At 52.0% G+C, this 14624-nt stretch carries 13 protein-coding genes; 12 read left to right on the top strand and 1 reads right to left on the bottom strand.

The window, feature by feature from the left end; genetic code table 11:
• The first annotated feature begins 150 nt into the window (after positions 1-150).
• From DZE2538_RS08540 to DZE2538_RS08585, 10 genes are all read left to right on the top strand, one after another.
• Positions 151-705 carry an RNA polymerase sigma factor gene (locus DZE2538_RS08540; RefSeq protein ID WP_019845520.1) on the top strand — a complete coding sequence of 185 codons (555 nt, stop codon included), beginning with the start codon at positions 151-153 and terminating at the stop codon, positions 703-705.
• A gap of 250 nt (positions 706-955) precedes the next feature.
• Entirely contained in the window at positions 956-2422 is a 1467-nt protein-coding gene (locus DZE2538_RS08545; RefSeq protein ID WP_038916102.1) for a PAS domain-containing sensor histidine kinase, read from the top strand.
• Between the two features lie 32 nt (positions 2423-2454).
• Positions 2455-3096: a response regulator gene (locus DZE2538_RS08550; RefSeq protein WP_012884573.1), complete on the top strand. Its 642-nt coding sequence runs from the start codon at positions 2455-2457 to the stop codon at positions 3094-3096.
• 376 nt (positions 3097-3472) lie between these two features.
• Complete coding sequence (locus tag DZE2538_RS08555; RefSeq protein WP_038916103.1) at positions 3473-4450, top strand: sigma 54-interacting transcriptional regulator; 978 nt, start codon at positions 3473-3475, stop codon at positions 4448-4450.
• Between the two features lie 204 nt (positions 4451-4654).
• Positions 4655-4858, top strand: a complete 204-nt coding sequence (locus tag DZE2538_RS08560; RefSeq protein WP_019845523.1) for a type III secretion system major pilin HrpA — start codon at positions 4655-4657, stop codon at positions 4856-4858.
• Between the two features lie 304 nt (positions 4859-5162).
• On the top strand, positions 5163-5540 hold the full coding sequence (locus tag DZE2538_RS08565; protein ID WP_080639004.1) for an EscI/YscI/HrpB family type III secretion system inner rod protein: 378 nt from the start codon (positions 5163-5165) through the stop codon (positions 5538-5540).
• An 83-nt stretch (positions 5541-5623) separates the two neighbouring features.
• Entirely contained in the window at positions 5624-6427 is an 804-nt protein-coding gene (gene sctJ / locus DZE2538_RS08570) for a type III secretion system inner membrane ring lipoprotein SctJ (protein WP_038916104.1), read from the top strand.
• On the top strand, positions 6408-6989 hold the full coding sequence (locus DZE2538_RS08575; protein WP_236617009.1) for a serine kinase: 582 nt from the start codon (positions 6408-6410) through the stop codon (positions 6987-6989). The genes sctJ and DZE2538_RS08575 overlap by 20 nt, the downstream gene beginning before the upstream one ends.
• An 85-nt stretch (positions 6990-7074) precedes the next feature.
• Positions 7075-7683: a type III secretion system stator protein SctL gene (gene sctL / locus DZE2538_RS08580; RefSeq protein WP_038916107.1), complete on the top strand. Its 609-nt coding sequence runs from the start codon at positions 7075-7077 to the stop codon at positions 7681-7683.
• A 252-nt stretch (positions 7684-7935) separates the two neighbouring features.
• A complete protein-coding gene (locus DZE2538_RS08585) occupies positions 7936-9252 on the top strand; it encodes a lytic murein transglycosylase (RefSeq protein WP_038916108.1) in 1317 nt (438 codons plus the stop codon).
• A gap of 52 nt (positions 9253-9304) precedes the next feature.
• On the opposite strand, the gene DZE2538_RS08590 is transcribed toward DZE2538_RS08585, so the two are convergent.
• Positions 9305-10462, bottom strand: a complete 1158-nt coding sequence (locus tag DZE2538_RS08590) for an alpha/beta hydrolase (RefSeq protein ID WP_038916110.1) — start codon at positions 10460-10462, stop codon at positions 9305-9307.
• 351 nt (positions 10463-10813) lie between these two features.
• On the opposite strand from DZE2538_RS08590, the gene DZE2538_RS08595 reads away from it, so the two are divergent.
• Positions 10814-11863 carry a hypothetical protein gene (locus DZE2538_RS08595; RefSeq protein WP_038916112.1) on the top strand — a complete coding sequence of 350 codons (1050 nt, stop codon included), beginning with the start codon at positions 10814-10816 and terminating at the stop codon, positions 11861-11863.
• A 165-nt stretch (positions 11864-12028) separates the two neighbouring features.
• Positions 12029-14623 (top strand): antiviral RADAR system adenosine triphosphatase RdrA, encoded by a 2595-nt coding sequence (gene rdrA / locus DZE2538_RS08600; RefSeq protein WP_038916113.1) that lies wholly within the window; start codon positions 12029-12031, stop codon positions 14621-14623.
• Position 14624: the final 1 nt, after the last annotated feature.

The raw sequence follows: 14624 nt of genomic DNA on the forward strand, positions 1-14624 counted from the left end.
CGAATTTCATGGGCAATAACTGGCGTAAAACGTCACGCAGAGAAAAAATAAATTATTATATAACAGTTGGTTAAGTGGTTTTCATGGGCTGGCACGCGCCTTGCTCTCCCGGATGCGCCAATGAGGGCACAACGATGGAGAGTAAATGAAATGGAAACTACTGCACTGAAACAATTGGATGTGTGTCAGGTTCATACCCCTGCCAATACCGTGGACTGGGAGCAGGTTTTCCGCCTGCATGGCAAGCGACTGCAAAACTTCATTCGTAAGCGTGTATCGAACCGTGAGGATGTGGAAGATTTACAACAGATGACCTATCTGGAAGTGTTGAAAAACCGTGAGAAATTCGCCGGTGCTTCACGTCCGGAGACCTGGGTTTTCGGCATTGCTTTGAATCTGGTGCGTAATCACTTCAAGCAGGCGCGTTATCGCACCGTCGATATCAGCGACGAGGTACTGGAGGCCGTGGAGGTGATGTCAACGGATATCGATCCCAGCCGGATTACCGAGTGTGATCACGCGTTGGACCGGGCTCTGGCCGCCAGTGCGCACTTGCCGGAGGACACACGCAAGATGTTAGTGATGCTGTTGGATGCCGATATCAGCTATCAGGATATTGCCACTCAGCTCAACATTCCCATTGGTACTGTTCGTTCGCGTCTTTCCCGCGCCAGAGGATATCTGCGCCAGGCCGTTGATGCATAAGCCCAGCCCCTGCGTGGTACACCCGCGCAGGGGATGACTTATATTGCCATGCTCAGGAGGGCATCTCCCTGGAATCGGGAGATGAAGGAACCTGTCAGTCAGCATCAGGCTGTCGCCGCCACGTAGTGTGATGGTGCCGCCTAACAGGGTCGCAGGTCTTCTCACCTGAAGGTGGTGCCTGCGGCTTTCCTTTCGCTGCCGACGCCTGTAAGCACGCGTTGGCAGGCTTAGCGCTAGCAAGGAGATGGCAATGTTATATACCCCGACTTTCCGGCAACCCCAGCAGCCGGACGATGTACCGCCGCTGGAACTGGTGGATTTTGCCTTTAGCCGTATCAAGGATGCCATTTATATCGTCAACGATAGGGAGCGGTTTTGTTACGTCAATGACGAGGCCTGTCGCATGCTGGGCTACAGTAGCCACGATTTTCGTCGCATGCAGATACACAACATCGATCTGAGCTGGAAAAAAGAAGAGGCGAATCGCCACTGGCGCGATCCGCGCTGCTGGAAGCGTGGGCTGACGTTTGAAACTCAGCACAAAACCCGCTCGGGGATGATCTTGCCGGTAGAAGTCAGCGTGAATCATTTTCTCCATAAAGGACGACAGTACAGTATGTGTGTAGTCAGGGATATTCGTGAGCGTAAACAGAACGAGCAACTGGCCTATGCCCGGGAACAGGAATTCCAGGCGCTGGTCGAGAATTCACCGGATCTGATTACGCGCTTTGATCCAGAGCTTAACTGCCAGTACGCCAACCCGGCTACGCTGGCCCATTTGCGTTTTACCGCCGAGCAGTTACGTGGACGCAGGATGACGGATTTACTGCCGAATGCCCGCTGTGCACAGCGGATTTTGCAACTGGTGAAACAGGTGGTAGATACACAAAGCAGCGTTGAGGGCGAACTGGAAGAGGACATGGGAGTAACGACGACGCGCCATCGGGTTATCCACCACATTCGTTGTGTACCGGAGTTTGACCAGAACGGTCGGCTGACTTCGATTCTGACGGTCGGGCGCGATATCACCGCCATACGCTACGCCGAAAAAAAGCTCGAAAACTCTCACATGCAATTACGGTTGCTGGCGCGCCAGAGGGAGATTTCCCGTGAAGAGGAGCGTAAGCACATCGCCAGAGAAATTCATGATGAACTGGGTCAACACCTGACCTCCATGCGCATGAGCCTGTCGCTGATGCGTATGCAGTTTGCCCGCGATAATCCGCATATGCTGACACAATTACAGAATTTAATGGCATTGTCTGATAAGACCATCCAGGTAGTGCGGCATGTCGCCACCCGGTTACGGCCCAACGTGCTGGACATGGGGTTAACACCGGCACTGGAGTGGCTGCGTGATGATTTTATTCGTCAGTATCGCTGCCCTTGTTTGTTGCATGCTCCAGAGCCGGAAGTGCTGCTCAATGATGAGTATGCGACCGCGGCATTTCGGGTGGTACAGGAGTCGCTCACTAATATTGCACGGCACGCACAAGCGACACAGGTGGTGATTTCACTGGAAAATCGTGACGGCATGATTGTGTTAAGCGTGCGCGACAACGGTAAAGGATTTGACGCTCAAACCTGTAAACCTAATGCCTTCGGCCTGATGAGTATGAAAGAACGTGGCCGGATGCTGGGAGGTGAAGTGACGATAAACAGCCAGCCGGGAGTCGGTACGCTGGTTCGATTGACGTTTCCGCAGGATACCGCGTAACACAGATTTCTCTAAAGGGGACGAAAACGCGAATGGATAGACTGATAAAACTGATGATCGCCGACGATCATGTGATTATGCGCGAAGGGTTAAAGCAGATCTTTGCATTAGACGAGAGTCTGGAAGTGGTGGCAGAGGCGGGAACTGGCTCACAGGTGCTCTCGCAACTGCGGGAATGTCAGGTTGATTTGCTGCTGCTGGATATGTGCATGCCAGGGATTTGTGGCGAAGAGCTGATTATTCGCATTGTAGCGCAGTATCCGCGTCTGCCGATTCTGGTATTGAGCATGTACAGCGAACCGCAAATTGCCCGGCGGGTGCTAAAAAGCGGGGCGCTTGGCTATATCACGAAAGATAAAGATCCGGAGGCGTTGCTGTCGGCGATTCGCCGGGTTGCACAGGGCGCGCGCTATATTGACCACAGCATCGCCGAGCAAATTGTGTTTGCAGATTGTCAGGCTCAAGGCGATGGGCGCCATGACCTGTTGACCACGCGCGAGCATCAGATCATGGTCATGCTGGCGCAAGGGTTGGGGGTGAATGCGATTGCCGATATGCTGGCCATCAGCAATAAAACCGTCAGCACCCATAAATCACGATTAATGGAGAAGATGCAGTTCACTACCAATGCGGATATTGTGAAATACGCATTGAGCCAGCGTTTAATCGTCTGACGGTAAGCTACCGTATAGCCCCCGTGTTTGTCGCGACGAAAAGTTGCGATGGCAGAGGGGGCATTCCTGCCTGCAATTTCCGTAACACTCTGATTACACTCGTTTCCGGGGTAAGACTTTTCCTACTTCGCGCGCAGAAATCCCTACCTTAACTTCAGCGGTTGGCTGATGGTTTGTTTTGCCGCTGACGGTAATGTGTGCGCGTACCATCAATAATCTGTTAAGTCGGTCAGATTTATCGCTGTTAATCGTTAGCAAATCGTCAAGATAACGAGATGGTCGTCAGATAAGCAGGATGTCGTTACCCACGTAACGGCCTGACAGGGATAGGCCTGACAGCGCGATAACGGAATACAGGAATAATACAGGAGTAGTCATGACGATAAGGAATAGCAATGTATTCGAGCAGTCACGTCATTGTGTCTCCCATGAGTCTTTGTTAACCCCCCCTCTGGAAGATATACACGGTCCACTCTCTTCACTCATCCACACTATTGCCCCTCTCCATGTTGATATCGTACTGGAAGGAGAGACTGGCACCGGCAAAGATACGCTGGCGCGCCGTATTCATCAGCTTTCCGGTTGCTCCGGCCCGCTGGTGGCGGTGAATTGCGCCGCCGTGCCGGAAACACTGGCGGAAAGTGAATTGTTTGGCGTGGTATCCGGCGCGTATACCGGTGCCAGCCGTTCTCGCGCCGGATATCTGGAAACCGCAGATAAAGGCATCCTGTTTCTGGATGAAATCGACAGTATGCCGCTAACGCTACAGGCGAAAATGCTGCGGGTACTGGAAAGTCGCGGTATCGAGCGGTTGGGCAGCACCCAGTTCAAACCGGTGAACATGCGGGTGATTGTCGCCACCCAAACGCCGTTGCACAAGCTGGTGGAAAAAGGGCGCTTTCGCCGTGACCTTTACTTCCGGCTGGATACGGTAAAAATTCAGTTGCCGACGTTACGTTCGCGTACAGAGATTATCCTGCCGCTGTTTCATCGTTTTTTGCGCGACGCCGCCGCGCGGCTGAAACGGCCGGTACCCGGTGTGTCAGCCATGATGCAGGAACAACTGTTGATGCATGACTGGCCCGGCAACATCCGTGAATTGAAAGCTGCCGCGGAACGCTGGGTGCTGGGGCTCTCACCGGTGCCGGTCGCCGCGAATGCTGAGAAGGCGGGGAGTGACGCGCCGTTGACATCACTGAAGGTGCGATTACGCCGCATTGAGCGTTTCCTGATTCAGGAGGCGTTGCAGCGTAACGATCACTGTATCGATAACGTCGTCAATGAACTGGGTATCCCCAAGCGCACGCTCTATCACCGTATCAAATTGCTGAATGTTGCCGTGCGCGGACTGTAGCACGAACCGCAGCGCCGATAGCCGCGTAAGTGGTTATTGATCAGGTCGGATCCTGTTATCACCACCAGGGGAAAAAAAGTGAATCTCTTGCGGAACTCCCCCTTAGGTTCTCCTACTTAACTTATGAACACGATGACTGTGTCTGTCGCCGGTTCACTGGCGAAATTTACTTTATCAATCAATTGTTAACTGGAGATATCTATCATGATGGGATTGTCTAACGCTGCTGCCATGACCAGTATGAAAATGCTGGACGCTACCGCTGCTCAGACGACATTAATGACCTCTGCCGCCCAGGCGCAGACCATGAAAACCAACGCTATTTCGTCCATCACCGATATGCAGATGGACTCTGCCACCAAAGCCATGAACTCCGGGCAGAAAGCGGCCAAAGCAATTCAGTTCTGATGTTGTGTGGGTAGTCGACTACCGGGGGGAGCGTTCCCCCGGTTTTTTGTCACTATACCCGTCATACTTCAAGTTGCAGGTGTGTTGGCTGCGTTCATTCACCCGAATCACTTACCTGAGTAAGCTCATCGGGATTCACTCACTTGCCGCGTTACAAGGCTCTAATGAGCCTTGCCCTAAAGGGCCAACGCGTGGCGTTGTTCAACACGCGAGCGTGTTGTCCCGCAACTCGAATTATTTAGGGTATAAACGGCCACCAAAAAAGCATTCACCAAAAAACAGTCATCAAACGAGGAACGGACTCATGATGAAAGTGACCCGCGTCAATGCGCCTCAGGGCGTTGCCAATGGTATTGCGAATAGCAATGCGCCGCGCAGTCTGGATCTCCCTGCGCAAGCGGATGTGAACTGGTTTAGCTCTGCGATCGAGCCCGCCGCCCCGGCAACACCGACCGCCGACAACAAGGCCTGGCTCGGGGCGATGGCAGAGAAATCCGACAAGTTGGAAAACCTGCTGCAAAAAGCTGAGCGTCAGGTTGGTAAAAGCATCACCGGTAATAACCCGAAAGATGTGATGGATGCGACCCGAACATTGTCGTCGTTTTATCTGGAAAGTCTGCTTAACGCCAAGGTGGTGGCGAAAAGCGTTCAGAGTCTGGAAAAACTGACCAACCTGCAATAACCGCGAATAACCCTGAGTGAATCCATGGCCCGCCTCGTCATGATTAACCCAGGCATGATCAACCCATAATCAATGGCACCATGATGAGTCAATCCGTTCTGCACCGATTCCTGACCCTGCTACTGGCGATGCTGATTGCTGGTTGCGGCGATCGCGTGGAGCTCCATCGCGGTCTTTCTGAAAGCGATGCCAATGAAGTGATTGCCGCGTTAGGGGGCTATCACATCGGGGCGGAAAAGCGCATGGATAAAGCGGGTGTCAGTATTCTTATTGATGTCAAGGACATGGAGCGATCCGTCAACATTCTCAATGCCGCCGGACTACCCCGTCAGGCTCGCACTAATCTGGGCCAGGTCTTTCAGAAGACCGGCGTGATTTCCACACCGCTGGAAGAACGTGCTCGTTACATTTATGCCTTGTCTCAGGAAGTGGAATCCACACTCACGCAAATTGACGGTGTGCTGGTGGCGCGGGTTCATGTTGTGCTGCCTGAGCGTATTGCTCCGGGGGAACCCATTCAACCGGCGTCCGCCGCTGTGTTCATCAAATACCGGCCAGAGCTGGAGCCGGACGGCATTGAGCCGCGTATTCGCCGTATGGTAGCCAGCAGTATTCCGGGGTTGGCCGGTAAGAGTGAAAAAGACCTGGCTATCGTGTTTGTGCCAGCGGAGCCGTACAAAGATCACATTCCAACCGTATCACTGGGGCCGTTTCAACTGATGCCGCAGACCATGACGCAATTACAGTGGCTGGCCGGTTTACTGGCGTTAGCGCTGACGGGCGTATTGGGTTGGCGTTTTGGTAAGCCCTGGTGGTCACAACGGATAGCCAACAGACAACAGGTGCAACCGGACGTGAGGGCGGAGCATGAACAGCATGCCCGATGATAACGACGTCCTGCGCTGGAACCAGTGGTGGTGTTATGGCTGCCTGCAACAGGCGGACCCAAGCTGGTTCGATGCATCATGCTTTGACGAGAGCGATATAGCGCTGGCATCGGTGCACCATACCGCCATCCGTCAACGTCTTGGTCTGGAGGAAGCCTATCCCCCTGAGCCGCAAAACGCGTTGCTGCAACTGGGGCAACTGGAGGTGATGGTGCGTCATCAGGTTCTGGTGCTGATAGCCGCAGTCTGCCGTGAAACGCCAGGTGAATTACCGGATGCACTGGCCATCTGGTGTCGACGACTGGCGAAGGCACTGCGCCCCGGTTTGTGGTTGCCACCGTCGCTGACGTTTTCGCAACGCCGGGAACAGGATGCATTGGTGATATTACGCCACCGCTTTCTTGCACCCTGCTGGAGTCGTTTACAACTGCTGTACCCACGTGACTGGGGTGAACGCACGCAAGAGCCGCTGTCTAAAGACTTACCTGCCAGCCGCATCGCCAGTCTGTGTGACGCGATTATCTGGAACGTCGTGACAACGCAGGCATCAGTGGCTGGGTAGTTTCATTCTAAAATAGTTTACTAAATAAACTATTTGGCGTTAAGTTATCAATCGTGAGTCTCATCACTATCAGGGAGAGGGAAGTATGTTGACCAGACGCTGTTTAAAACTGGTGGCAGGCACCGATATGCAGGATGCAGAGGTGATCCGGGTTGGGCAATTGCAGCAGCACCAGCACGGGTTGACGGTGATAGAAAAAGCACGGCAGCAGGCTAACGTGTTACTGGATGAAGCCCGCCAGCAGGCGGATGAGTCTGTGGCGTTGGCGACCATTCAGGCCGAGCGGCAATTCTGGCAGCAGGCGGATGAGATATTACGCGGCTGGCAACAGGAGCGTGAACAGATGGAAAGCTGGTTGGTATCACAGTGCAACCAATTGCTGAGCGATGCGATGCATCAGATCCTCAACACCGTCCCTGACGCTGAGCGTTACCCGGCGCTGTTGCGCCAGTTATTGCGCACCCAAGGTGGGGAAGGTAGCGGCACACTGTATTGCCACCCCGACCGTCAGGCCGACGTGTCCGCCTGGCTGACCAAACACAGCCATCTGGGCTGGAAACTCAGCAACGATGAGGCACTGACGCAGGATACCCTGAAGCTGATTACCGCGCAGGGTGTCATGACCCTGAGCTGGCAGCGGGCGGTAGAGCAACTGTTGCCACAAGGCCCGACGCCGACGTTAAACGGCGTGTGATGACGAGCCCTGGGGCAAACCGCAATACGTCGTTACTCTGACACATGTAATACTACGGATAATCCCAGCCGGTGACACTTATGTCGCCGGTTGTCTGTATCTTCCCACCTGTTGCTGCACTATTACTGTAAGCGCGGTTGCACAATTCCAGGGTGGTGCCCGGCAACGTTCCGGGCCTGCTGTTTGGCATGTCTTCATACCCTAAATAACTCGAGTTGCAATATGGCGGGTATCTCGTAACGGAATAGTCAAATGGTCAATAGCGGAACCCAGACATCATCGATGATGGTGAAGGTAATGAAGGTTGTCGTGGTGGTGCTCGGCACCGGGGTGTTAAGTTCCTGTGCCCACCAGCACAAGCCTCCCGGCGAATGTCGGGATATTAATAGCTTGCTGACAGCGCACGGTATCACTGACACGCCTACAGGGCTACCTACGCCAGATGAAAGTTTTGAACAATGGAAAACTGAGGTACGTCAGGAGGCCCTTTCTCAGGGAATTACGGCGGACACCTTTGACCGTGCATTTGCGGGTCTGACCCCAGACAACGACGTAGTGGCGGCTACGCAAAAACAGCCTGAAGTGATCGTGCCGGTGTGGACCTACATTGCACAGCGGGTGACGCCGGATAACCTGGCACAAGGGAAAACCTTGCTCAAACAATACCAGAAGGTGACGGCGCGTATTGAGCAGCGCTATCAGGTTGAGCCTCCCTTGCTGTTCGCTTTCCTCTCCATTGAGAGCAATTATGGCGCGAATACCGGCAACAAAGCGGTTGTCCGTTCGCTGGCGACATTGGATTACTACCATTATCGACGGGCGTTTAACCGGCAGAATCTGATGGCGGCGTTACGCATGATTCAAAACGGCGATGCGCGGCCAGAGCAGATAAAAGGCTCCTGGGCTGGCGCAATGGGGATGCCCCAGTTCATACCCACCTCCTATCTGCAATACGCCGTGGATTTTGATGGCGATCGTCGCCCTGATATCTGGATCTCTTTCCCAGACACACTGGCGTCAGTGGCAAATTACATGCAGCAAGCCAAATGGAAAGCGGGCGTGCCCTGGGGGATGGAGGTCAATCTGCCCGCCAATTTCGATTATGCCGTTTCCGGTTTGGATAATCAGAAAACGGTTGCTGACTGGCAAGCGCTTGGGGTGAAAACGGCCGTGCCCCGAGACCTGATGTTGCTGTCTGCCGAGAAAGCCTCGATATTGCTGCCGGTCGGCAAGAATGGCCCGGCGTTTCTGGTCACAGATAACTTCCGTGCCATTCTGCGGTATAACAATTACGTTTCCTACGCGCTGACCGTTGGGTTGCTGTCGGATAACTACCAGCACGATACGCCAGTACTCAAACCCTGGCCGCAGCAGGAAACGCCGTTGACGCGCAAAGAGCGCGAGGCGCTGCAAATTCTGCTACAGGAAAAACAGCGCTATCAGGGTGCTATCGATGGCAACATTGGAAGCGGCACCACGCAGGCAATCCGTACTTATCAGCAGCAACAAGGGTTAGCGGCGGACGGGTATCCCGATCACGCCTTGCTTGATAGATTGCGCTGTGGCTAACCCCGATGGTTTTTTGCGCGTCGTCACGATGTCACCGTTCACGTGTCATCATTCATGATGTCACAATATTGTGCGCTGCCTGCACCAGCAGGTCGGCGCACGACTCGCTCATCGGCCCCAACAGACCGTGAATACCGAGTGTGTGTCCGACATCGGGCAGCCGCGTGATATCAACATGCGCAAAGCGGTGTCGGACTCGCTCGAATAATGCCACTTCGGCGGCCACATTGACCTGCGTATCCATCTCGCCGAAATAACAGAGAATACGGCTTTGACAGTGTGCCAGGTGCTCAATTTCCGGTAATTCACTCTGATACCACTGTTTCCACCAGGCGTAAGACGAGTGGGTGAATGGCGCGTCGGCTGGCCACGGCTCCTGATCGTCATGCCCTAACACCATCGCACTCTGTTGCTCGAAACTCGCCTGTAATGTGGCCGTCATGTCATCAAAATCCGCTTGCTCCCAATATCCCTTGTAGGGCAACAGATCGTTGATAGGTTGCAGGAACGCCAGCGGGCTGTGACCAAATCCGTTTTTTAACTCCTCCAATGTCAGCCGGTCACCAGCACGCGGAATGGCTTTCAGCCAGGTGACCGTGCGGTAAATCAACTGCCATTCCATCAGTTGTTTCATGGAGGAAAACAGTGGGGAGATCAATATCAGGGCTTTAGCCGTGACGGTGTAACGTGCCATCAGGCGGCTAAGATTAACCGTGCCTTCGGAATGACCCAGCAAAATGAGGTTGTGACGGTCGATGTGTGGCAGGTCGATGGCGTACTGATAGAGCGTATACAGGTCATCACATTGACTTTGTGGGGTGACCGTCTGGCGAACGGCGGCGTCGATAAATAAACGCCGGTATGCCAGATCACGGTTGAATAGGTATTCCGGGTTATCCAGCGTCTTGTCGCGTGGGTGACTTTTGACGCCACGGCCATCAAACCGCAGCACCGCCAGCCCGGCGTCCAGAAGGTCCTGCGCCAGACAGCTAAAAACAAAATCCGCCTGAGTGCCACTATTGCCAAGCAGGTAATGACGTTCGTGCATACCGCTACCGGGCACCAGCATCACTAATGGATAGCGCCCTGTGGGAGTTTGCGGGTAGTTGATCTGACCGGTGAGGGTGGCTTTCCCATCCTGCGATTGCAGTGCAAATGTTTGCACCGGGTATTTCTCATTTAACTGGTCATTTTCAAGATAGGTTTTCACCGCGCTCACTCCTGATAGCCCTGACTATGCTCTGGCAGTGTAAGACCACCGAGGTTGGGTTGTCTTGCGCTGTCGCAGGTCTGTTTGACCACCACACAACCCCCACCGCGTTCACCGGCACGCCTCATCTTGTAGTCTGCATTCGTTCGGCTCCGCCAGTCCGCTGAGAGGGTATTTGGACGACTGGCGCTTGCCCGAACCGTTATCGCAATGGACGCGGTGTCGCTGGTTTTACACCATCGTTATGGCCTGAATTTCCGTTGTTATCACACAGCCTTGCAGGCGCGAGCCGCGCTACATTGCCCAATGAAGATGCATAAATCTAATCGATTGAAAACCAAGAGGTTACCTATGGATAAAGTACTAATCTGGTTCTGCGGCACGGGCACCACGAAACAGGATTTTCTCGCTAATGTTGAAATCAGCGGTTTCAGCGCCGTCGTCGCTATCGACGGCATCGGCACTGCCGCCATGTTGACCAAAACGCAGGCATTGGCCAAACGCGCCAGTTGGGGCGGCAGCTTTGTCGATATGAGCGAAACGCTGGGTGTGCTTTATGATCAAGCTAATGGTTATGACGACCGTGCCGGTGTAGTAACGCTGGATAGCCTGTTCCCGCTGGTGGATTATCTTAAGACGCTGAAAGAATACCAACTGGTCGTGGGCGGGCACAGCCGCGGTGCGGCGGTGGGCTTAACCGAGTTTCTGGCTGAGCTGTATCATCTGGCGGTGCAAAATCAGGAGCCGGGCGTCTGGGCTAACGCGAAAACGATCCGACTGGTGGTGGTCGACCCGGTGCAGGGACAGCAGAGTACGGATAAAGACACCAACGCCTTTAACGCGATTCTGAAGGATAAAACCCTGGCGCAGATCCTGGCTGAACTGGAAAGCAAATGGTTCGGCGGGCGAGAGGTGTTCGATACCATCGTCTACAGCGCCCGGTATGATGCTCGCTCCAGCTTTGCCTTTGATTACCGCTGGTATCATTTCATCACCGAACAAATGGGCAAACAGGCCGGTCCCGCCAAACGTGCGAAACTGGTGATGGCTGGTTTCCGCCACTCGGCACCGGTCAGCAAAGAAGACGAAATCTCTGCGTTGTACCAGGGTAAAGGCGTCGCGCCGATTGCGTTTTTACAGCAACTGGTGTCGTTCGACCCTAACTGGGAACAATCGGCCCGCCTGCTGAGTCAGATTGAAAACGCTTATCTCGACCAGCTTGCGGCGGGTGCGAAAACCGACCTGATCACCCAACTGGACAAACAGACCAGCCTGTTGTCCTACGGTATTACCGGCCTTATCGGTGGCAAGTCGCTGCAGAAAACGCTCTCTTCCGATAACCCGCAGAAACCGGAATACCGCCGCTTCTACCGCTATCAGTATGGGACGACGACGTTTTAATCCTCCTTCGGTTTAATCTTCGACCACGGGCCGCTATCGGTGATAGCGGCCTTTTTTGCTATCTCCGCTTGATATTTTCATTAATTCTGCTTATCTATTTTTTCCTTCCTGTCACCGTATTAATAGACAGTTATTGTTTTTAATAATTATTTTCAAAAGGGATTAATGGTGAGTGAAATTATTCTTAACCTGAATTTACCCGAATATCAGGACGACTTTCTTGCGGAAACAACAGACAGCAACCAGCTTTGGCAACAGCAGGCGAACCGGAAGCTGGTCGGGTTGCTTAGAACGATGGGGAATGATGCCCATCGATATAAAACACAATGTCAACCCGACAGCAAAGAAACGCATCAGAAGCTGAGCAGTTACCATCACGCTATCTTTATCAGCGGGGCGCGTGGTGCCGGGAAAACGGTATTTCTGAAAAATGCTAAAGCAATTTGGCAGCATGAAACCGATAAGCAGGACAAGCAGGAAAGGAAGCCTAACTTGCATTTTATGCCGGTAATTGACCCGACATTGCTCAATATCAATGAGCGATTTTCTGAGGTGATCATCGCCTCGGTATACGCGGCGGTGGAAGGTAAATTAACCAATCAGGCTACTTCTCAAACATTGAAAGATGACTTCTATCATAGACTGAAAGACCTGTCCGGCGCACTGGTCAAGCCTTCAGAGCTGGCGGAGTTACGTGGCATTGATCGCATTCAGAAGTACCGCTCCGGTATTCATCTGGAACAGTACTTTCATCAGTTCCTGATCGCCAGCGTCAGATTGTTGGGCTGTGATGCACTGGTGCTGCCGATTGATGATGTGGATATGAAGATCAGCAACGGCTTTGAGGTGCTGGATGATATCCGTTGCCTGCTGTCCTGCCCGCTGGTGCTGCCGCTGGTCAGCGGCGATGACAAACTCTATCGCCATCTGGTGACCCTGCAATTTGAGGGGGAATTGGTCAAAAATAAAGAAGCCAGTAATGCGGAAGAAGGGCGACGAGAGGCGATGCGATTATCGGATGCGTACCTGACCAAAGTGTTTCCGCATCCCGCCCGCCTGCCTTTACAGCCCATTGATCAGTTATTGCCGCAGTTGGTCATTCAGGATAAAGAACATGCCGAACCGATGACCTATGGCGATTACGCCGCCGCCATTAAACGCGTTTTTTATCCGTTGTGTAACGGTCAGGAGCGCAGCACCGACTGGCCACAACCTGCTAACGCCCGAGAAGTGACACAACTGGTGCGCTTGCTGCCGCCGCATGGGTTGAAACCGTCGAATAATAATCAGGAAGCACTATGGCGCACGTTTAGCCACTGGGCAGAAGCAAAACAGGATGGAGCGGCGTTAACCAACGCCGAGTCTTATCTGTATCTGCATACAGCGCAAAAACCAGAAGATTTTTCACTGGCTAGGTTAATTGCGTTTAACCCGTTGCTGCAAAAAGAGCGCTATTACTGGGCGAAAAAGCATTTTTACTCGCAACAGGTTGAACGAATAAATGAACTGAAAACCGCAAGTGGCCGAGGTGAGGATTTTAACCGGAAAATTTTGGATACTGTGTTTTCTGAGAACCTGCCGGTACTTCGCAGTATGCCTGCACTGGAATATATTAAAGAGCCACTTTTTTTATCCGGCGATGTCGTCAAAGCAGAGTTAGAAGCGCGCCTTTTTATCGCACTCTATACCCATCATGATTATTACAGTCAACAGAAAGGGCGGCGTTATCATGTCTTCTTTAGCCGGGCGTTTGAAATTCTGACATGGTCAATGCTGGCGGTAACCAATAATCTTTCTTTTTCTAATTTTTCATCGTCCTGTGATATTAAATCGATTATTGGGAATGTTTTTAAAAACATTCCTTTCTATTCTATTTTTGCTATGAATCCGACAAAATCAATTGATGAAAATGAGAGTGGTGATGACCAGACTGATGATGGTGAGGATAAATATCAACAAGAGATCCAATCATTTATTGAAGAAATAGATGTGTGGATCAAGGCTAATCGAGAGGTATTTGCTGATTTTTCAGGAAAAAACTTAATGCCGTTAATTACTGCGGTATTCAATAAAGTATTTACTCAGTTGCATATTTTACGTAGTAACTTTGATGTAAAAAAAAGTGATTTCAGCAATGAATTCCTGTCAGATATAACAAAACGCTTCAGTTATATTTTTATTAATGCATTAGCGTCATTTGTGCGGGATGGTGAAGTCGTCAACACCAACGTAGCTGTCAGTGCCAGTTCCGCAGTAGTCAGGGATAATGCAACCTTTCTTCGCAGGGACAGAACACTGGTTAGAAATTTGAAGGGATTATGTCCTATTGAAGGATGGCATACCATTAATGAAGATGGCAGTTTTAAACATGAGGACTTTGTACGATTAGTCAATGCGATGAGTGTTCATCCCATTTTTACATTATATGACTCTTCGTTTCATCGCATTGGTTTACAACACAGTAGTGGAGTAAGTGGGAATGTATGGAGTAAGGTGACTTCTGAATCGAAGTTTTCCTCTATGAGTGTATATGATTTGAAAAAGGATTATTTTGATCGGACGGGAAGTAAAATAATTAAAACGAGAGAAGTCAAGGAATGGGCGATTAGTCAATTCGATGTCGCTAAATTAATGTTTGACAGGATCAATGAGTTACGTGATACCGATCCTAAAACACGAAAATGGATTGATGGAAAAGGATATACATCCCGACTTTATAATGGATTGCGTCAGGCATTAGATAGCAAAACTAAGGATTAAC

This window comes from Dickeya zeae NCPPB 2538 (assembly GCF_000406165.1).
Taxonomy (GTDB): domain Bacteria; phylum Pseudomonadota; class Gammaproteobacteria; order Enterobacterales; family Enterobacteriaceae; genus Dickeya; species Dickeya zeae.